Consider the following 20236-nt stretch of genomic DNA (forward strand, 5'->3'; position numbering starts at 1 on the left):
ACCAGTAAAAACTTACTGTTGGCGTTTAAATCTTTTCAATATTCCATTGACCATTTTGCGCCACGAGTTGATGGGTCGCGTATGGAATAGAACTTAAATCATCATTACCTAACAATTGAACGACACGTAAACCTTGAGCGCGTGCATTCGAAATTGCTGAGAGTAAATCTTGTTCTGAGCCTTTTGGAGCAACAACAGTTTCTATTTCGGCGAACTGATTTGCACCTAAGGCATATAAATCGCAACTGAAGCCAGTAGCAGGACGCGCACGACCAAAGTGCTCACCAATACCATCATAACGGCCACCCTGCGCTAACGGCGCAGCACGGTTTGGTGCATAGACTGCATACATTAAGCCAGTGTGATAGTGATAACTACGTAGCTCTACAACATCAATACCGATGTTGAGATTTGGCCAACGACCTTTTATTTGCTCAAGTGTCGTCTTCAGTGCATCTAATGCTGACTTAAATTCAGCATCTTGCAAAATATTGGCACTTAAATTCGTCTGCAATGCTTCTAGATCACTAGAATAACGACCAAGCGCATAGAAATCAGAACCCATGTTAAGGCTTTGAGTAAACTCTGCTAACTCTGGCAATGCTTTTCTTTGATAAAGATCAGACAGTTCATGTTCTTCATTTTTTGACAGGCCAGCATACTTCACTAGACTGCGGAACAAGCCTACATGGCCCAAATCTAAATGTGCGCCTTGTAATGTGTAGATGTTTTCAATCAATCCCAGCATAACATCGACCATTTCGACATCAGCTTCGATACTATCGTGGCCATATAACTCTGCACCTAATTGCAAAGGTGCACGTGTGGCATTGAAATTTTGTGGTTTAGTATGTAATACAGTCCCTGAATAACAGTAACGTGCAACACCTTCAACTGGTCTTACATGTGCATCAATACGTGCAACTTGTGGCGTCATATCAGCACGAACACCGAGTAAACGGCCTGAGAGCTGATCAATAACCTTAAAAGTTACTAAATCTAAGTCTTGATTTGATTCTGATAATGAAGACAACGATTCGATGTATTCGATAAATGGTGTATATACCAATTGATAACCTCGCACCGCGAGGAAATCTAAAGCTTCACGGCGAAGTTTTTCAATGACTTGTGCCTGTTCCGGCAATACATCTGCTACCCCGTCAGGCAGCAACCATGTCTCTGAAATGGTCATATTTCAAGCCTAAAATCTGATCAACGTGGAACGACCCCACATAAAAAAATCGGGAACACACCCGATTTCTCTTAGTGTAGCATGATACTTTCTGCCATGCACCTGACAATTTGCATAAATCTTTCTTAATAAACTCTAAAGTCAAAAAGAAGATAATAAGAATAAACAATAGTATTCAAAGCCTTACTCTCATCCAATTTAGTTACTTACTAAAGTTCTTCGACTAAAGAAAGGGCTAATATCTGAACTATCGCCGGGTTGCCAGTTAACTAAATTTAATCTTTGAATAGCTTGAGCTGCTTGAGTATTAAAAGCAAAGCAACCTTTTTCAAGATTTGCGATTTTTAATTTTTGTCTGAAAGCAGTTAATGAATGCGTATTATTAAGCGGGTTATCTTCTATAGAATAAAGGTGAGACTTCTCATACGCCAAACTTCTATCAGCATCCCATACAATGCTTGATACAAACTCTATAGAAGCAGACTGGTCATTATTATTCCCCAGTACGCTTTCAATATCACCAGTTTCCAAGTTTTCTAAAACAGTTAAGTTATAGCCATGCCACTGCGAGTTTAGAAGCCTAAAATACTTTTTATCTTGACCTAAGTTATTATATCTTTCGATTATTGACTGCTTTTTTTCACTAAACGTGGGATTGGCATTAAAACTAGATATATATGAAATATAAGATTGATTCCATTGAGTCTCTTTTAAACGATAACAATAACTATTTTTTGGAAACGTAACATTCTTATAGTTTTGGTAAAATTCAATTAAATTTTTATCAAGCTGATTATGAAGGCCTGTTTCTAGATTTTTATTTTCTTTATAGCCCGGCAATACACGATCAAAGATATTTTCACCATCTAACTTCACAATTTCAAACTTTAAATTTTTTTTCAAATCAGGAGTTAACTCATAAGTCCAACTACTAGGTGTTAACCTTTTTACAATATTTGTTTGCAGTGTCTCTTTATTTAAAATTTTCTGTTCAGTTAAAAAATCATTTTTTAATGGTTGATTGCGTGACTTTGCAAAAAAGATTTCGTTATTATTAATTGGATATTGAGTAATTTCAAAAGAATCACTATAGATACCTGAAGAAATATCAGAAGATTGATAATAAACTTGGTAAATCGAGCCATCTTTTTCTAAATTATTTTCAGCTTGACCATTGGTATTTTGATCTGAGCTTTCACCACCACAAGCAATTAAAATAATAGTAGATGTAAAAATTAAAAAAACACTTATTCTTTTTGAATTAAATTTCATATGAACTCTATAATTAAAATTTTAATGTTTGCGAATCATACAAATAGATATAATTTTACACAACACTAATATTTATAATTTTCATTATTTTTAACTTTTTATACTTCAAATTAATAATTACAAAAAGGATGTTTATTCAACATCCTTTATTACTTTAATTCACTTTCAGAAAGAATCGCACAAATCTAATAATCGATTTGCATAGCCCCATTCATTATCGTACCAAGCAAATACTTTAGCTTGATGCCCGACAACCATAGTTTGAGTTAAATCAACAATGAGTGAATAAGGAGAATGGTTAAAATCGCTTGAAACTAATGGCTCATCAGTCACTGCCATAATTTCCGCATAGTCGGTTTGAGATGCTTTAATTAGCAATTCATTAATATGATGCACAGTAATTGGAGATTGCGCGATAAAAGTTAAGTCAATTGCAGCTACATTAATAGTAGGTACCCGAATTGAATAACCGTCTATACGGTCTTCCATTTTAGGCATAACACGTTTTAATGCACCAAGTGCACTAGACGTGGTCGGAATAATATTTTGTCCTGAAGCTCTAGCGCGGCGCAAATCACGATGTGCATGATCAAGTACAGATTGGTCTGCCGTTACTGCATGAATTTCGGTCATAAGCGCTGTTTCAATACCAAAAGCATCATCAATAATTTTCACCAATGGAACCAAAGCCTGCGTAGTACATGAAACGCTTGATATGATCTGATCAGTCACTTTGACTTCATGATGATTTACACCATAAACAATGGCTGCATCGACATGATCAAAAGGCGCTGCCCCAATAATCACCCGCTTCGCCCCTGCTTGTAGATGACGCGTTGCATCAGCGTGAGAACGGAACAGTCCTGTACACTCAAGTACCACATCAATATCTAAACTAGACCATGGTAAAAGTTCAGGTTGTTCCTGCTTTAAAACCTCAACTTTTAACGCTCGTTGATTTGACTGAATATTCAAAAAAACTTTTTCATTTTCAATGAATATTTCCACATTTCCATTGAAGCGGCCATGTGTTGAGTCATATTTAAATAAATGCACTAATGTTTGCACATCTGCTATGTCGTTAATCGCCACGATTTCAAATTGAAATTGTTTTGAGCTCTCAAACCAGGCACGTAACACATTACGTCCAATTCGGCCAAACCCATTAATGGCGATACGTTGCATAACCTATCCTTATCTACAAAACTACAGGCTAAAGAAGGCATATAGTAAAGCACGTCACGCCTAATTGAATATAGATTTTTAGCCAAATCACAGTTTTGTAAGATATTCCTTTTAAAATCGTTGGTTCGGTGGGGTTTTTCCGCTACAATTTAGCGTTTTTAAAAAATAAGCCCCGTATCACATGCTAAGGTTTGGCATAAAACAAACAGGCATTGATACATTTAGCCAAATTCGAAAATATGGAGTGACTTGGTTGTGAGTACTCGTTTAATGACATCTGCTGAAATTCGTGAAGCATTTTTGCGCTACTTTGAGACGCAAGGGCATACACGTGTCGCGTCGAGTTCTCTTGTTCCTGCCAACGACCCAACTTTATTATTTACAAATGCTGGGATGAACCAGTTTAAAGACTGCTTCTTAGGTCTTGAAAAACGTGACTATGTACGTGCAACTACATCACAAAAATGTGTACGTGCTGGTGGTAAACACAATGACTTAGACAACGTTGGTTACACTGCTCGTCACCATACATTCTTTGAAATGTTAGGTAATTTCTCATTTGGTGATTATTTCAAACGTGATGCACTTAAATTCGCTTGGGAATTTTTGACTAGCGATGAATGGTTAGCCCTCCCTAAAGATCGTTTATATGCGACCGTTTATCACACCGATGATGAAGCTTATGACATCTGGAATAAAGAAATTGGTTTAGCACCTGAACGTATTATCCGTATTGGTGATAATAAAGGCGAAAAATACGCATCTGATAACTTCTGGGCAATGGGTGACACCGGTCCATGTGGTCCATGTTCTGAAATTTTCTTTGACCATGGTGATCACATTTGGGGTGGTTTACCAGGCACACCTGAAGAAGATGGCGACCGTTTTATTGAAATCTGGAACAACGTTTTCATGCAGTTCAACCGTACTGCTGATGGCGTGCTTCACCCTCTCCCTGCCCCATCTGTTGATACAGGTATGGGCTTAGAGCGTATTTCTGCTGTATTGCAACATGTTAATTCAAACTACGACATTGACTTGTTCCAACATTTATTAAAAGCTGCTGCAAACATTATTGGTATTGAAGACGAAGGTCAGCCTTCTTTACGTGTAGTTGCAGACCATGCGCGTTCATGCTGTTTCTTAATTGCTGATGGTGTTAACCCAAGCAATGAAGGTCGTGGTTATGTACTACGCCGTATTATCCGCCGCGCTGTGCGTCACGGTAATAAGCTTGGTGCAACTGGTACGTTCTTCTACAAAATGTTGCAACCTTTAATCGAAGTTATGGGTGAGGCTTATCCTGAACTCGCAGCTCGTAAAGATGTGATTGAAGCAACTCTAGTTCGTGAAGAAGAACAATTTGCAAAAACACTTGAGCAAGGTTTAAAACTACTTGAAGGTGAACTTGCTCAGTTAAAAGACAAGACTATTCCTGGTGCGACAGTCTTCAAACTTTACGACACTTACGGCTTCCCAACAGACTTAACTGCTGATATTGCACGTGAACGTAACTTTATTATTGACGAAGCTGGTTTTGAAGTAGAAATGGCTGCTCAGCGTCAACGTGCTCGTGATGCAGGTAAATTCGCTATTGACTATAACAGCATTGTACAAGTTGAAGGCGAAACTCAGTTTGATGGTTACATCAACACTACTGGTCAAGGCCAAATTGTAGCGATCTATAAAGATGGCGTACAAGTTGATGAAGTTTCTGAAGGCGACGAAGCACTTATCGTTTTAAACCAGACTCCTTTCTATGCAGAAAGTGGTGGTCAGATTGGTGACACAGGTATCTTCAAAAACGAAACTGGTATTTTTGAAGTTCAAGATACCAAAAAGTCAGGCGGTGCCTTTGTTCATCAAGGTATTGTGACCGTTGGCAACCTTAAAGCTGATCAAAACGTTGAAGCAATTGTTAAAGCAGATATTCGTGAAGCTACTGCACGCAACCACTCAGCAACACACTTATTACATGCTGCTCTACGTCAAATCTTAGGTTCACACGTACAACAAAAAGGTTCTTTAGTTGCAAGTGATATCTTACGTTTTGACTTTGCTAACGACCAACCTGTAACTTTTGAACAGTTACAACAGGTTGAGCGTCTAGTTAATGCAGAAATTATTGCAAATACAGCTGTAACCACTGAACTCCTTGACATCGAAGCGGCAAAAGCAAAAGGCGCAATGATGTTGTTCGGTGAAAAATACGGTAACGAAGTTCGTGTTCTCGCTATGGGTTCAGTGATTGATGAGAAAAACTTCTCAATTGAACTTTGTGGTGGTATTCACGTTAAGCGTACAGGTGATATTGGTTTATTTAAAATCACTTCTGAAGGCGGTGTAGCTGCTGGTGTACGTCGTATTGAAGCAGTGACTGGTACTAAAGCTTTAGAAGTAGTACAAAAAACTGATGCTGATATCCAGCACATTAATGGCTTATTAAAAGCACAGAAAGACCAAACTGTTGAGCGTGTACAGGCTAATGTAGAACTTGTTTCTGCATTACAAAAGCAGATTGAACAGCTCAATCAGAAATTGGCAAACTTCCAAGCGTCAGAATTGATTGATCAGGTACAAACGATTTCTGGTCGTCAAACGCTTATTACCACTGTTCAAGGTGTAGATGCGAAATCACTTCGCAACTTGCACGACAGTGTTAAATCAAAATTAGAGAATGCGGTTATTGTGTTAGCTGGCGTAGAGGGTGACAAAGTTAGCCTACTTGCTTCAGTTGCATCACAATACACTGCAAATCTAAAAGCAGGTGACATCATCAAACATCTAGCAACCGAGTTAGGTGGTAAAGGTGGTGGTAAACCTGACTTAGCACAAGGTGGCGCGCCACTTAACGAGAAGTTTGGACAAGTTATTGCTGCATTACCTGCATGGCTTGAACAAAAATAAGACTTCACTTTTTGTGTAACTGACCCTGAAAAGCCTCTCAGGGTCATGGCTTATATGGAAAAACTATGGCATTAATCGTTCAAAAATATGGCGGTACTTCTATGGGTACCCCCGAGCGCATTTTAAATGTTGCTCGTCGTGTTAAGCGTTGGCATGATCACGGTCACAAGGTTGTTGTGGTTGTATCTGCAATGAGTGGTGAAACAAACCGCTTACTTGCTCTCGCTAAAGCCATTACCGAAACACCTGACCCACGCGAGTTAGACCAAATGGTTTCAACCGGTGAACAGGTGACGATTTCCATGTTAGCTATGGCACTTAATTCGATTGGTGTGGAAGCTAAATCCTATACCGGACGTCAAGTCGGTATTAAAACTGACAGTGCATTTACCAAGGCGCGTATTGAGTCTATTGATACAGATGTCATGACCAATGACCTAGATGCAGGCCGTGTTATTGTTGTTGCAGGTTTCCAAGGCTTTGACGCTAATGGAAATATCACAACACTAGGCCGCGGTGGTTCAGATACTTCTGGTGTTGCTCTTGCTGCTGCCCTAAAAGCAGATGAATGCCAAATTTACACTGATGTAGATGGCGTTTACACCACTGACCCGCGTGTTGCTCCTAAAGCCAAAAAAATCGACCGTATTTCTTTTGAAGAAATGCTAGAAATGGCTTCATTAGGTTCAAAAGTTTTACAAATTCGCTCAGTAGAATTTGCCGGAAAATATCAAGTTCCTTTACGTGTATTATCAAGTTTTGATAATGATAACGACGGCGCGTTTGACGAAGAATTTAAAGAAAATGTAGGTACACTCATTACGACTGAGGCGGAAGATACTATGGAACAGCCAATTATTGCAGGTATTGCTTTTAACCGTGACGAAGCAAAATTAACGATTTTAGGTGTACCTGATGAACCAGGTATTGCTTCTAAAATTTTATCACCAGTAAGTGATGCCAATATTGAAGTCGACATGATAGTGCAAAATGTTGAAGAAGATGGCACAACAGATTTCACTTTCACTGTAAACCGTGTTGATTTAGCGAAAGCTGAAAAAATCTTAAACGAAACTGCCAAAAATATTGGTGCACGTGAAGTTTCAACACGCGACGACATCGTTAAAGTGTCTATCGTAGGTGTAGGTATGCGTTCACATGCAGGCGTAGCAAGTAAAATGTTCACTGCCCTAGCTGATGAAGGCATCAATATTCTTATGATTTCAACTTCTGAAATTAAAGTTTCTGTCATTATTGACGAGAAATATCTTGAACTTGCTGTTCGTTGTCTACATACCGCTTTTGGTTTAGATCGTGAACATGGTGAAAGCAGCGCCCGCGCTTAATTTTACCAAACGGTCAATAATTCATTAAAAAATGTTTACTTGTCCGACAATAATCAAAGAAAACACAGAGCCGCTATAGTTTTTTTTATAGCGGCTCTGTTATATTAAACGGAAAGTTTTTTGGCAGTGATTATCAAAATATGACTTTGTTCTCATATTTCTGTTAGAATCTGACTGAAAACTGAGGTTGAGCTTTTATTTGGGTACCAATATTGCAGTTTTAAGCGTTTAGCAAGGAGATAAACATGCTGATTCTGACCCGCCGTGTCGGGGAAACATTAATGATTGGGGATCAAGTCAGTGTTACTGTGCTTGGCGTCAAAGGAAACCAGGTTCGTATTGGTGTGAATGCACCAAAAGAGGTTTCTGTTCATCGCGAAGAAATTTATCAACGTATTCAACATGAACGTGCAATGCATGAACACCTTCAACATCTTGATCAAGATTATCAAGTTTCTTTTGAAGATGATAATTATGCACAGAAAAACTTCAATCGTTAATATGAAGTTATTCTCTCCCTAATTAAAGCGACTTTCTAGTCGCTTTAAATTTTTTAGGACTTTGTATTTATAGGCCTAGAGCACGTTTAACAGGAGCATAGCTGCGGCGATGCTGATCGATTACCCCATGCGTTGCAATTGCTTCAAAATGTGCTTTAGTTGGATATCCTTTATGTTTTGCAAAACCAAATAATGGATATTGCTGATCTAATTCCGCCATTTGTCGGTCACGTGTAACCTTTGCCAAAATACTCGCAGCACTGATCTCAGGATGACTCGCATCTCCCCCAACAATAGCTTCACAAGGAATAATGATTCCTTTGGGAATTTGATTCCCATCTACAATCACTTTTTGTGGTTGAGCTTTTAAACCATCAACTGCGCGCTGCATGGCCAAAAAAGTCGCTTGTAAAATATTTAATTCATCAATTTCAGCATGCGTTGCTTCTGCAATTGACCAAGCTAAGGCTTTTTCTTGTATTTCAATAAACAACTTTTCACGTTTCTTTTCAGTTAATTTTTTAGAATCATTTAATCCCTCAATTGGATTATTCGGATCTAAAATAACAGCCGCTGCCACAACGGAACCTACTAATGGGCCACGTCCCGCCTCATCTACACCAGCAATAAACATTTACTCTTCACCTTTAAACAAAAGAGGCTGATCAATAGTAATCAGCCTTCTTTAATACAAAAATCATTAATTACTTTTGTAAAGCTTCTGCCACACACTCATTTACAGTTTTTGAAACCACTTGGTTTACAATTGTAGCACGTGCATTTACATCAAATGCAGCCGCTGCCAATTCTACTGCCGTTACAGTATTTGGTGCCTTTTCGCTCACACAACCACAAACATTAGTTTGAATGCTATCACGTTGCTCAGCAGTCATAAGCTTTGTTGCTGTTTTCCAAGCGGCAACATTATTAATCTCTGTAATACATTTCGCATTTACAGCAACTTTTAATGCAGCCACACCCAACTGCTGAGTTGTTGTTTGTGCAGAAGTAGCGCCTGTACCCGTACCTGTAGTCGTTGCACACGCTGTTAAAGCTAAAACAACTGGCGCTAGAGCGAGCATCAATTTTTTCATCATTTTTTCCTTTGATTGAACGTTGGCAGCGCGTATTGTGCCTAAACTCGACTTTAGAAGAAACAAATAATTTGATGCATTTATGCAATCTTTTTTCCCAGCATAACTCAGCTCATCAAATGCATTTTTCCTTAAACGTTCTGTTTTTAGCACGCTCTGTTACATTTAAAACATTTCTCAAAATCAGTGCTTTCTCATAAAATTGAAAATCAAAACGACAAAAAAATAGGTTTTTTATGCCTGCTGTTTCATCTCAGTATTACACCCGTACCGCACAAATCCTGCATTGGGTGATGGCAATCATTTTCATCGCAGCATGGGCTATTGGTTTCTATAGTGGAAATTTTTTAAGTTATGACGTTGATGGTCCCTTTAAAGGCGATGTCATTACACTGCACAAAAATATTGCAACCACCATTATCTTTTTGGTGATCATCCGGATTTTATGGCGCTATACACATCCAGCTCCAAAACTACCTGATACCATGTCTCCAACAATGAAAACTTTGGCACATGTTGGTCATCTATTGCTTTATGTGATTTTGGTGGCTTTACCTGTCACTGGTTGTTTATTTAGCTGGAGCGCTGGTCACCCTGCCCCTGTTTTATATTTATTTGAAATTCCGCGTTTAGTACAGGATAACCCAGAGCTTTTAGCTGTTGTTAAACCATTACACGTTTATATTTCTTGGTTTGCAGGCTTGCTGATTGTTGGGCATGTGCTTGCAGCTTTAAAACATCACTTTGTTGATAAAGACAATATTTTAAATAGTATGACCAAACAACCTAAATAAAACGTATGTATAAAAAAACCGCCTGAGATAGGCGGTTTTTTTATTTAGATTTTTTGGATTTCTGCAATCCACTTTTGTTTTTCTTCATCTGAAATGAAAGAGGCTTCAAAAGAGTTAATTGCGAGCTTCTTCAACTCATCATTGTTTAGGTCTAAAGCTTGTTGGATAGCAAAGAAATTATCATTCATATATCCACCGAAATATGAAGGATCATCTGAGTTAACCGTCACGTGTACGCCTTTTTGCAATAGACGACGGATATTATGATCTTTCATATCCTGAACAACACATAGCTTTAAGTTACTTAAAGGACAAACAGTTAAAGGCATTTTTTCATCAATTAAACGCGTCATTAATTGTTCGTCTTCTTCAGAACGTACACCATGATCAATACGATTCACTTTGAGTAGATCTAAAGCTTCCCATACATATTCAGGTGGACCTTCTTCACCAGCGTGAGCAACGATTAAGAAACCTTCTTCACGAGCCTTAGCAAAAACACGTTCAAATTTAGCTGGCGGATGACCTACTTCACTTGAATCGAGCCCTACAGCAATAATGTCTTGTTTAAATGGTAAAGCTTGTTCAAGTGTTTCAAATGCAGCTTCTTCACTTAAATGACGTAAGAAACACATAATCAATTGAGAGCTGATACCAAACTTAGCTTTAGCATCTGCACACGCACGCTTTAAACCACCAATCACTGTTGAGAATGCAACACCACGGTCAGTGTGAGTTTGCGGGTCGAAGAACATTTCTGTATGAACGACATGATCTTCAGCACATTTCTCAAAATAGGCCCATGCTAAATCATAAAAGTCTTGTTCATGTACAAGAACATTCGCACCAGCATAGTAAATATCTAAGAATGATTGAAGATTATGAAAGTTATAAGCTTGCTTTACTTCTTCAACAGATTTGTAAGGAATCTGAATCTGATTGCGCTGGGCAATTGCAAACATTAATTCAGGTTCAAAAGTCCCTTCAATATGCACATGCAATTCGGCTTTTGGTAAGGCGCGAATCAGCTCGACTTGATTCATATTAACTCCACATCTAAAGAAAAAAGGGTGTGGTCAAAATCACACCCTTCTATAACTTTCTTCTTATTAGAAACTATGACTAAGATAGCTCAAGAAAAAAATTATAAAAAATCATATTAACCGCCAAACGCGATAAATTTAAATACCCAAAGTGCAGCAATAATCCATACCATGTACGGTACAGTTTTTGCCTTACCCGTGAATAATTTAACTAATGCATAGCTAATAAAGCCCATTGCAATACCATCAGCAATTGAATAGGTGAATGGCATAAATACAATAGTTAAAAAGGCTGGAACAGCTTCTGTAATATCATCCCAATCGATATGAGTGATACCTTGAATCATCAACACACCAATGAACAATAAAGCTGGCGCTGTGGCAAAACCTGGTACAGATTGAGCAAGAGGTGCTAAAAATAAACAGCAGATAAATAAGACAGCAACCACAACAGCAGTTAAACCAGTACGTCCACCCGCAGCTACACCTGAAGCTGATTCAATATATGGCGTAGTTGAAGATGTACCTAATGCAGCACCAGCAACAATTGCAGTAGAGTCTGCAAATAATGCTTTCTTCAAACGAGGTAATTTACCGTCTTGTAAAAGACCCGCACGGTGTGAAACACCAACCAAAGTACCCGTACTGTCAAATAAATCGACAATAAAGAATACAAAGATGACGCCGACCATACTTGCTGTAAATAGACCTTTAAAGTCCATTTGCATGAACGTTGGTGCAATTGAAGGGATTTGCCCCACTACACCTTTAAATTCGTTTAGACCTAAAGCAGTAGCAATGCCTGTAACGACTAAAATACTAATAATGATTGCACCGCGAATCTTCAACTGGTGTAAAACTACAATCATTAAAAATCCGAATAGCGCTAATAATACTGTAGGCTGTTTGATATCACCTAAACCGACTAATGTCGCTTGGTTATCAACAATGATTCCTGCATTTTTTAGTGCAATTAGTGCTAGGAATAAACCAATACCACCACCGATTGCAAACTTAAGTGACATCGGAATTGCATTGACAATTGCTTCACGAATTTTAAAGAAGCTAATTGCAAGAAAAACAAGGCCTGAAACAAAAACAGCCGCTAAAGCTGTTTGCCACGGCACGCCCATCCCCATACAAACCGAGTAGGTAAAGTAAGCGTTTAAACCCATACCAGGGGCCAGTGCGATTGGATAATTTGCAATGATCCCCATTACTAAACATCCGATTGCTGCTGCCAAACAGGTCGCAACGAATACGGCACCATGATCCATGCCGGTTTCAGATAAAATGAGTGGATTGACAATAATGATGTAACACATCGTTAGGAATGTAGTTACACCAGCAAGAACTTCAGTTCGGAAAGTGGTTTTATTGTCGCTTAACTTAAATAAACGCTCTAACCAGCCTGCCGAAGAATTGGGCGCCGCCATAAGTAGCCTCTATGCAAAATCTGAACTGTGGAATATTTACGTCTATGTAGGTCGCTGAACAATATTGTTTTTCTGTTCAGCCCTATAAACAAGAATCTCAAACTTATGAAGCAACAAATATGCCACTCATTTGATTTCTACTTCTTACATAGGAAATAGCCACAGCCCCTCTTGAAACACAAAAAAGCTGCATAACCCCTATGCAGCTTTTTTACTATACGTTAAATAAGTTTAACAGATTCAACAGAAACATGATCAAAATTTATGAAAAGATATGACCAATGACAAAGTAAAATTCAGAAATTTATCATTCAATATTTTTAGAAAATAATTCTTTTCTCACTTATATATCCTTGCAAATTATAAGAAGCCAAATTGCTGTGGTGAGCATGATTAGGATTGCGTTCGATACTTTGTAAATTTTGTTCTGCTTCTTGAATGATCCGCATTAGCTCTTGATGTCTTTTATTTTGAGTATCTAAATAGGCCCAATATCCCAATACAAAGACGATACCCACACACAACACTATTAATACTTTATTGATCATTATTATTATCTCTATGTTTTTAATGTTAATGATCTTAACAAAAAATTATAGCTTTGTGAATATTTTCACATTTATTTACAATAACACACTTTTACTCAAACTATTGAAAAGAAAGGTGATTTTAAATTCATCATTTCAATAGATGATAAATACAAAACATTTCCATTGAAAAGTAACTTTATTTCAAAACAGTTTAGGTTTAGTTATTTTTAATATTAGCTTTTTATTCATTTCCATTATTAAGTTCATTTAAATACACAGGGTAGACTAATGTGTATATCGCATGAAATATCTCTAAATTTTATACCAATTAAATAGGATAAAAAGATTCATTTTTCTTTCAATTGTTCTATTTAAAAGTGTTTGGCGATCTCGCTATTTCTCGATTTTCATCTTTAGCTTTAAAAGTAAAATTTCAATTTTAACCAAAAGAGCCCTTTTTCTTAGTCAAAAAATAATTTTCATTTAATCGTTCTAAAAATCGTACCAAGCTTTCCATTTTCAGTGCTTTATTACGATAAACGCTACGATAAACTACGCTCAGATAGAAAATTAAATCAGGAGAATACATCATGTTTGATATGCGTTTATCTCACGAGCGTGGTGCAGCACATCATGGTTGGTTACAATCAAAACATAGCTTTTCATTCGCTAACTATTGGGATCCTAAACAAGTTGGTTTTTCTGATCTACTTGTAATTAATGATGATAACGTTGCTCCATCTAAAGGCTTTGGTACTCACCCTCACCGCAATATGGAAATTATTTCCTATGTGCTTGAAGGTGCATTAGAGCATAAAGACTCAATGGGTACAGGTTCTGTGATTGTGCCGGGTGACATTCAGCTCATGAGTGCAGGTCGTGGCGTTGCTCATAGTGAATTTAACCATTCAGCTCATGAAGGCGTTCATTTCTTGCAAATTTGGGTTGTTCCAAATGAAGTGAATACAGATCCGGGCTATCAACAAGTTCATATTGATGAAGCAGACAAACGTGGTAAATTGCATTTGATCATCTCACCAAAAGGTGGCGAGAAAACTTTATCGATCAAACAAGACATTAATATTTACTCAGGTCTTTTTGATGGTGAAGAAACTGCTGAATTTGTAATTCCTGAGGGTCGATATGTTTACCTACACGTTGCCAAAGGTCGTGTTGATGTAAATGGTAAAACATTTAACACTGGCGATGCTGCACGTATTCGTGAAGGTGGAAGTTTATCGTTTACCAATGGTGATAACGCCGAAATTTTGATTTTCGATATGCGTCCTGAAGAAGTTCCAACCATGCCATAATGCAACTAAGCCCTCGCATAAAATTTATGCGAGGGCTTTTTTATTGTTGATCGGACTTATAAAATTCTAACTCAGCTCAATGTTCTTCTGAACGTGCCATCTCTGTATTGATATAGCTCATAATCATCGTGGTTAGCCCCTGCACCATTTCATCAAAACTAATATAAGGGTTTGGCAAAATAAGATGCCGTGCGACATTAAAAATTCCGCTATTGATACAAATGTAGGTAATTACAGGCAAATTATTGATTTTTAGGTATTTAGGATTGTGCATCATATATTTCATGATCACTTCCATTAAGGCCTGTTCAATTTTGGGAATGTATTTGTCGTACTGTAACTCTCCTGCATAACGCAAAACAGTCAAATAGCGGTCGTTATTTTTCTTTAATAAATCACTAAAAGTATAAAAAATCATTTCGATGACAGGCTCTAACTCCAACTGTAAAATAGTCGGTGTAAGCTCTGTAATCATGTCCAGAATTTCCCGAACAAAAAAGTGATTCATCGCATCATAAATTTCTTCTTTATTTTTAAAATATTCGTATAAAGACCCGACACTCACCCCTGCAATCTCTGCAATATGGCGTGTTGTAGTACCACTCGGTCCGTGAAGTGCCACTGCAATAAAACCTGCTTCAATAATCGTGTCGACAGTGACTTTGGCTCGAGTTTGACGAGGTTTACGCGTAGTCATACGATCTAATCAATAATCCGAACATAAAGTCAGATTAGCATGTAATCTAACTAGTTAGAAATAAAAAAATGAAATCCGAATAGTTGTCAAACTTAGTCAAAAAACTGAGAAAAACAGATCTCAACTTATCAATCAATGGATGCTTTTATTTACTATTTTCCGAGATCAAAAATAATTTTAATTTATTATATTTCAAAAATATAAATCAAATTTATTTAAAATTATTATTACAAAGAATGTCTATAAAATACTTTGATATTTTTAAAAATTTACCCGAATTGAATCCGAACATAAAGTCAGATTAATATGAAAAAATTAAAGAAGAGTCACTAAATAGTTTGTCTATCTTTCCTCTTCTTTCCGTTATTCAGCCAAATAATCAAACAAATAACGGAGCAACAACACCGTAGTCAATGCAGAGAATCATCTGCTTTTGAAAATGGAATTTTACAGTGCTTTGTTGATCATTGAGTTTATTGATTTTCATCAAAATGCACCACTACTTTGCCTCAGGGTGTCGCCATGATCTCGACCGCAGTTAAAAAATCATTTAACAAACTTAAATTTCAGCGTGAAATTGAGTTACCGGATTTTTCTAGCAAAAGCTCAATTCCAATCCGACATTTAAATATTGGTTTTGATGGAAAGGAAATTGATGTCAGATTCTATATGGACAATCAATTTGCTACTTTGTTTTTTGCCACACTTTCGGTGTTTTTAACCTATGGTGAAGATCTGGTTATTGAAACCGCTCGCCATCACCGCGAATTTATTAAAGACCCAGTTTTAAAGCAACGTGTTACCTCACTGATTGGACAAGAAGCAATTCATTCTAAATTGCACAATGAATATAATGATGCCCTTCAAGATGCTGAATATCCTGTCGCGCTATATCGCTTTCTTGGTTCGAACTTCTTTAAATATGTATTTTTGAAATTTCCACAACCACTAAAATTGTCAATGATGGCAGGTATTGAGCATTTTACTGCGGTACTTGCTGAATACATGATGAAGCATGAAAAGAATTTCTATTATTCAGATGATGCAAAAAGCCGTGCGTTGTGGATGTGGCATATGCTTGAAGAATCTGAACATAAAGACATTGCCTACGATGTTTATCAAATCTTAAATGGCAGCTATCCACTGCGCGCATCTGGTTTCTTCCTTGCGCTATTTACGATTTTAGGTTTAATCCCTGCGACAACGTTATTTGTCCCTGTATTAAGAAAGCCACAAGAGATGTTGACTTTAAAATTCTGGAAAGATGCTCGTCGTGGTGTAGGCTTAATCTTTGGTCCAAAAGATGGTGTTTTTGGCAGTACGATTGGTCAAATTCTTGACTACTTACGTCCAGACTTCCATCCAAATGATCATGATACAACTGAATATCTTGAGTATTACAAACAGAAATTACTGAACGAAGGCGGCGCGATTGCACCTTACTTTGTTAAAGAATTCACCCCACCAGTACGCATGTCTTAATCGTCCTGTATTTCTAGCTATCGAACAGATAGCTGGTATCTCTTCAAGCTATTTATGGATGAATCATGATTTTATTTGGCAAAAAGAAAGTTAAACCAAGCCAAAAAGCTTATGCCGTAGTGACGGGTGCAGGCAGTGGGATTGGTCGAAGTTTTGCACTTGAACTTGCAAAACGTGGTGGCAGCTTAGTGTGCGCAGATATTAATCTCGAAGCTGCTGAGGAAACAGTAAAACTTCTTGAACAAGAAGGCGCCAAAGCTTTTGCTATGCGTTGTGATGTGGGTAATGCTGAACAGGTTAATCATCTAGCTGAAACTGCTGAAATCTTACTTGGACACCCTGTAACTCTTGTCATTAATAATGCTGGTGTGGGTTTGGGTGGCAAGTTTGACGAGCTAAGCCTAGAAGACTGGAACTGGGTTATGAATATTAACCTTTGGGGTGTTATTCACGGTTGCCATGCATTTGTTCCAAAGTTTAAAAAGCTAGGTTACGGTGCGATTATTAATGTGGCATCTGCGGCATCTTACACTGCTGCACCAGAAATGACCGCTTATAACGTGACTAAAGCAGGTGTGCGTGCGCTTTCAGAAACGCTTTCAGCTGAACTGCATAAGTTTAATATTAAAGTGAATGTACTCTGCCCGACGCTGGTTCCAACCAATATCATTAAAAATGGTCGAATTCCAGGACGTTATTCAAACCTAGCAGACCATGCGCTGATGAACTATGCCTTCACAACAAGTGATGATGTTGCAAGATTAACACTTAATCGCCTTGATCAGGATGAGTTGTATACCATTCCTCAAATTGATGCAAAGTTATTCTGGCTCATGAAACGTGCATCTCCAAGCTTGTATAACAAGTTCCTTGGCACATCGTACAAATTATTTAAATAAGAAATTTATAGGTAGTACACATATGACTGCTCAAATGAAAACAAATGCTTCAGCAAAAAAAGCTGTCAAATCACCAAACCATATTTTCGATACTTTTATTGTGGGTGCTGGTATTTCAGGGATCGCCGCTGCTATTCGCCTAGATCAAGTTGGTTATACCAATTATAAGATTATTGAAAAAGCTGGCCGTGTGGGTGGAACATGGCGTGAAAATACCTACCCGGGTTGTGGTTGTGATGTACCTTCTGCTCTTTACTCTTATTCATTTGCACCAAGTGCAAAATGGAGCCATTTATTTGCGCGCCAACCAGAAATCTTAAGTTATCTGGAAGATGTGAGTAACGAGTTTAATGTTACGTCTAAAATCGAGTTTAATAGCGAACTGCTCAACGCAGCGTGGGATGACTCACGTCATGTGTGGGTACTTGATACCAGTACTGGTCAATATTTATCTAAAACTGTTATTTTTGCCACAGGTCCAATTACCGAAGCTCAAATTCCACGTCTTGAAGGCTTAGAAACATTTAAAGGCGAGATGTTCCATTCTGCTAAATGGAACCACGATTATGATTTAACTGGTAAACGCATTGCCGTGATTGGTACTGGTGCATCTGCTATTCAGTTTGTGCCACAAATTCAACCAAAAGCGAAAGAACTTTTTGTGTTCCAACGTACAGCACCTTGGGTACTACCAAAACCAGATACAGATTTGGGCGAATTTAGTAAATCAGTGATTGCTAAATATCCGTCTATTCAGGCGAGCTGGCGTAAAAGTGTAGCGTTAACGCTGAATGCAATTAACTTTGGTTTACGTAACCCTCTTGCCCTAAAACCAGTCAATGTATTGGGTAAGCAATTACTTAAATTGCAAATTAATGACCCTGTACTACGTAAAAACGTAACGCCAAACTTTGATATTGGTTGTAAACGTATTTTATTCGCTAACAACTACTACCCTGCACTACAAGCACCAAACACCACCCTAATCCCTCATGGTTTAGTGAAAGTTGAAGGCAATACGGTGGTTGCTGCCAATGGTGAACGTCATGAAGTTGATGTGATTATTTGGGGTACAGGCTTTGAAGTATCTCACCCACCGATTGGTAAACGTGTCCACAATGAAAAAGGTCAATGTTTACAAGATATATGGAAAAGTAGCTCGCCAGAGGCTTACTTGGGCACCAACATTGAAAATGTACCAAATGCATTTTTAGTTTTAGGGCCTAACGTACTGGTTTATGACTCTTTCATTGGTTTGGCAGAAGCACAGCTCGACTATATCGTAGATGGCTTATTGAAAATTAAAAACAAAGGAATTAGCAAATTAAATGTTAAATCTGATGTGATTAAAAAGCATAACGATTTAGTGCAAAAGCACTTACAAACAACGGTATTTAATAGCGGCGGCTGTAAGAGTTATTACCTTGATGCCAACGGACGTAACTTTGCTGCATGGCCGTGGTCACTGAAAAAACTTAAACAACGTTTGGAAAAAGTGGATTTGAAAGATTATGAAGTGACGTATCAAACGACAAAAACTCACTAATTTGTAATTTCGATCAAATCAGTTGTAAGAAAGAGGCAGTGTATTTTAGGTTTTCATGAAATACACTGCTTTCTTCGTTGAGTATCTTCAAGAAATAAAAAAACAGGATAAAGATGAAAGAAGGTCAATCAAGTCGTACCGCCGAGGCCGCTGCTGCATTAAGAGCCAATCATTTTCAAAATACGAAGAACCCTGTATTTTCAGATCCTTATGCTTTTGAGCTGACCAGTAAAGGCTGGAAAAAACTGCTCTCTAACCCACTGATTGTTAAAGTCATGAATTCTTCGGTTTTAAACCGCACTTTAGGTTTACTTACTGGGCAAGTGGTCGGACGCTCTCGTTATGCCGAAGATTTACTTGATCTATCAGTTCAACAAAATATTCAACAATATGTGTTAGTGGGTGCTGGCCTAGACTCTTTTGCACTACGTGAATCACACCATTACCCTACTTTGAAAATTTTTGAAGTGGACCATCCTGATACTCAAGCGGCCAAACAAGCCAAGCTAAGAAAGTTAGGAAATATTCCTACTACCGTTGAGTTTGTCGCGATTAACTTTGAAAAAGAGTCTATTTCAGAAGCCCTGACCAGAAGTGCCTATGATTCATCTGCTCCTGCATTTTTTTCTTGGTTAGGCACAACGCACTATTTAAACCCGCAAACCACCTTGGAAACTTTAAAAAGTATTGCAGAATTTGCTGCAAACGGTAGTGAAGTGGTACTCGACTATTCAACCGATTTTCAGGAATTAAATGGTATTGAGCGACTTGGAAGTATGGGCGTTGCACAGTTTACCCATTTGCTGAAAGAACCTTTATTAGGTCAATTTAAACCAATAGATTTACATCATGCAGTGGAGCAGATGGGATTTGAAGTGGTCGAAGATCTTTCAGGGGAAGCCATTACTGAACGATATTTTAATGCACGAATCGATGAAATTCGCCACACCTCAGCAACGCGTTTATTGCATTTACGTTTAAATAGAAAATAATGTTGAAA

At 37.9% G+C, this 20236-nt stretch carries 18 protein-coding genes; 9 read left to right on the top strand and 9 right to left on the bottom strand.

The features are described from left to right. Positions 1–25: 25 nt before the first annotated feature. From I7H67_RS00120 to gap, 3 genes are all read right to left on the bottom strand, one after another. Positions 26–1192, bottom strand: a complete 1167-nt coding sequence (locus tag I7H67_RS00120; protein ID WP_003652693.1) for an ATP phosphoribosyltransferase regulatory subunit — start codon at positions 1190–1192, stop codon at positions 26–28. A gap of 198 nt (positions 1193–1390) precedes the next feature. Next, on the bottom strand, positions 1391–2464 hold the full coding sequence (locus I7H67_RS00125) for a hypothetical protein (RefSeq protein ID WP_198306762.1): 1074 nt from the start codon (positions 2462–2464) through the stop codon (positions 1391–1393). Between the two features lie 165 nt (positions 2465–2629). Beyond that, positions 2630–3649: a type I glyceraldehyde-3-phosphate dehydrogenase gene (gene gap / locus I7H67_RS00130; protein ID WP_005299057.1), complete on the bottom strand. Its 1020-nt coding sequence runs from the start codon at positions 3647–3649 to the stop codon at positions 2630–2632. A gap of 270 nt (positions 3650–3919) precedes the next feature. Here gap and alaS point away from each other — a divergent pair, with 270 nt between their 5' ends. The 3 genes from alaS (at position 3920) to csrA (ending at position 8402) form a co-directional block, all read left to right on the top strand. Continuing rightward, positions 3920–6556 (top strand): alanine--tRNA ligase, encoded by a 2637-nt coding sequence (alaS, locus tag I7H67_RS00135; protein WP_198306895.1) that lies wholly within the window; start codon positions 3920–3922, stop codon positions 6554–6556. Between the two features lie 65 nt (positions 6557–6621). Continuing rightward, a complete protein-coding gene (locus I7H67_RS00140) occupies positions 6622–7902 on the top strand; it encodes an aspartate kinase (protein ID WP_004793772.1) in 1281 nt (426 codons plus the stop codon). A gap of 245 nt (positions 7903–8147) precedes the next feature. Continuing rightward, complete coding sequence (gene csrA / locus I7H67_RS00145) at positions 8148–8402, top strand: carbon storage regulator CsrA (protein WP_004793773.1); 255 nt, start codon at positions 8148–8150, stop codon at positions 8400–8402. Positions 8403–8469: 67 nt separating this feature from the next. Here the strand turns inward: csrA and rnhB are convergent, their stop codons facing one another. Further along, entirely contained in the window at positions 8470–9036 is a 567-nt protein-coding gene (gene rnhB / locus I7H67_RS00150; RefSeq protein WP_013198503.1) for a ribonuclease HII, read from the bottom strand. A 70-nt stretch (positions 9037–9106) separates the two neighbouring features. Then, positions 9107–9496 carry a hypothetical protein gene (locus I7H67_RS00155; RefSeq protein WP_192835079.1) on the bottom strand — a complete coding sequence of 130 codons (390 nt, stop codon included), beginning with the start codon at positions 9494–9496 and terminating at the stop codon, positions 9107–9109. 236 nt (positions 9497–9732) lie between these two features. Here I7H67_RS00155 and I7H67_RS00160 point away from each other — a divergent pair, with 236 nt between their 5' ends. Continuing rightward, on the top strand, positions 9733–10290 hold the full coding sequence (locus I7H67_RS00160) for a cytochrome b (RefSeq protein ID WP_192835078.1): 558 nt from the start codon (positions 9733–9735) through the stop codon (positions 10288–10290). Positions 10291–10334: 44 nt separating this feature from the next. Here the strand turns inward: I7H67_RS00160 and I7H67_RS00165 are convergent, their stop codons facing one another. From I7H67_RS00165 to I7H67_RS00175, 3 genes are all read right to left on the bottom strand, one after another. Further along, positions 10335–11333, bottom strand: coding sequence for an adenosine deaminase (locus I7H67_RS00165; RefSeq protein WP_192835077.1), 999 nt, complete (start codon positions 11331–11333; stop codon positions 10335–10337). 116 nt (positions 11334–11449) lie between these two features. After that, positions 11450–12769: an NCS2 family permease gene (locus I7H67_RS00170; protein ID WP_004793782.1), complete on the bottom strand. Its 1320-nt coding sequence runs from the start codon at positions 12767–12769 to the stop codon at positions 11450–11452. 320 nt (positions 12770–13089) lie between these two features. Then, on the bottom strand, positions 13090–13317 hold the full coding sequence (locus I7H67_RS00175; RefSeq protein ID WP_013198505.1) for a hypothetical protein: 228 nt from the start codon (positions 13315–13317) through the stop codon (positions 13090–13092). A gap of 572 nt (positions 13318–13889) precedes the next feature. Between I7H67_RS00175 and I7H67_RS00180 the strand changes: the two genes are divergently transcribed. Then, positions 13890–14612: a pirin family protein gene (locus I7H67_RS00180; RefSeq protein WP_005299292.1), complete on the top strand. Its 723-nt coding sequence runs from the start codon at positions 13890–13892 to the stop codon at positions 14610–14612. Between the two features lie 76 nt (positions 14613–14688). Here the strand turns inward: I7H67_RS00180 and I7H67_RS00185 are convergent, their stop codons facing one another. Beyond that, positions 14689–15309, bottom strand: a complete 621-nt coding sequence (locus I7H67_RS00185) for a TetR/AcrR family transcriptional regulator (protein WP_002163161.1) — start codon at positions 15307–15309, stop codon at positions 14689–14691. A 522-nt stretch (positions 15310–15831) separates the two neighbouring features. Between I7H67_RS00185 and I7H67_RS00190 the strand changes: the two genes are divergently transcribed. The 4 genes from I7H67_RS00190 (at position 15832) to I7H67_RS00205 (ending at position 20228) form a co-directional block, all read left to right on the top strand. Then, positions 15832–16791 carry a metal-dependent hydrolase gene (locus tag I7H67_RS00190; protein WP_005299295.1) on the top strand — a complete coding sequence of 320 codons (960 nt, stop codon included), beginning with the start codon at positions 15832–15834 and terminating at the stop codon, positions 16789–16791. A 65-nt stretch (positions 16792–16856) separates the two neighbouring features. Further along, positions 16857–17690 carry an SDR family NAD(P)-dependent oxidoreductase gene (locus I7H67_RS00195; RefSeq protein ID WP_198306763.1) on the top strand — a complete coding sequence of 278 codons (834 nt, stop codon included), beginning with the start codon at positions 16857–16859 and terminating at the stop codon, positions 17688–17690. A gap of 22 nt (positions 17691–17712) precedes the next feature. Continuing rightward, the gene (locus tag I7H67_RS00200; protein WP_151827267.1) at positions 17713–19236 is read left to right on the top strand and encodes a flavin-containing monooxygenase; all 1524 of its coding nucleotides are present in this window, start codon (positions 17713–17715) and stop codon (positions 19234–19236) included. A gap of 113 nt (positions 19237–19349) precedes the next feature. Continuing rightward, positions 19350–20228, top strand: a complete 879-nt coding sequence (locus I7H67_RS00205) for a class I SAM-dependent methyltransferase (RefSeq protein ID WP_005299303.1) — start codon at positions 19350–19352, stop codon at positions 20226–20228. Positions 20229–20236 lie beyond the last annotated feature (8 nt).

It is taken from the genome of Acinetobacter sp. ACIN00229, from assembly GCF_016106645.1.
Taxonomy (GTDB): Bacteria; Pseudomonadota; Gammaproteobacteria; order Pseudomonadales; family Moraxellaceae; genus Acinetobacter; species Acinetobacter oleivorans.